At 40.6% G+C, this 611-nt stretch carries 2 pseudogenes; both read left to right on the forward strand.

The annotated features are described in order from the left end of the window. Positions 1 to 315: pseudogene (locus R7R78_RS27680) on the forward strand (histidine kinase); the annotation flags it as partial. A 107-nt stretch (positions 316 to 422) separates the two neighbouring features. Continuing rightward, a pseudogene (locus R7R78_RS27685) lies at positions 423 to 611 on the forward strand (hypothetical protein); the annotation flags it as partial.

Consider the following 611-nt stretch of genomic DNA (forward strand, 5'->3'; position numbering starts at 1 on the left):
ATCGCGTTGCAAATCTTCCAAACTCGCTGCTCTGCAACCAGTAAGTTGGTGCTAGAACGCTGGGGGTTCGACAACGATTTTCGAGAAGTCTCTTCAAACGAAAAGTTTGTTACCGCTCGTCCAGAAGTCAGTTATTTAGACATTGCTCGAATTGCAAACCACTTATTGATGTTCCGCAATCAAGACGAACGTATTGATGAACATGAAGTGGAATTCAATTTAACAGGTGCAGAGGTCTTGTATGACCTAAGCAATATGAGTGATACTGACTTTCAAAACGAAATCAACGCAGTACTCAGTGCTAGCGGCTTGTAATTAAGTTAACTAACGTCATCCACGATAAACATTAAACTCAAGGTCGAGTGTTGTTTTGTCAGTGGCTTTTGTCTCCGGCTTGTCTCACTAAGGAATTATCAAGTTTTATGTTCTCAGGGATGCTATTCATTTTTGCCCCTCTTGTAGTGGGGTACTTAATTCCTATTTCTCGCGCAGCTTTACTAGAGAAAATTAACCAATCAACTTCATACCTTATTTACGTCATTCTTTCGTTGATGGGTTTAAGTTTAGCTGCCTTAGACAACTTGAGTAGCAACTTGCAGAGTATACTGCTG

The organism is Vibrio sp. 2134-1 (assembly GCF_033339495.1).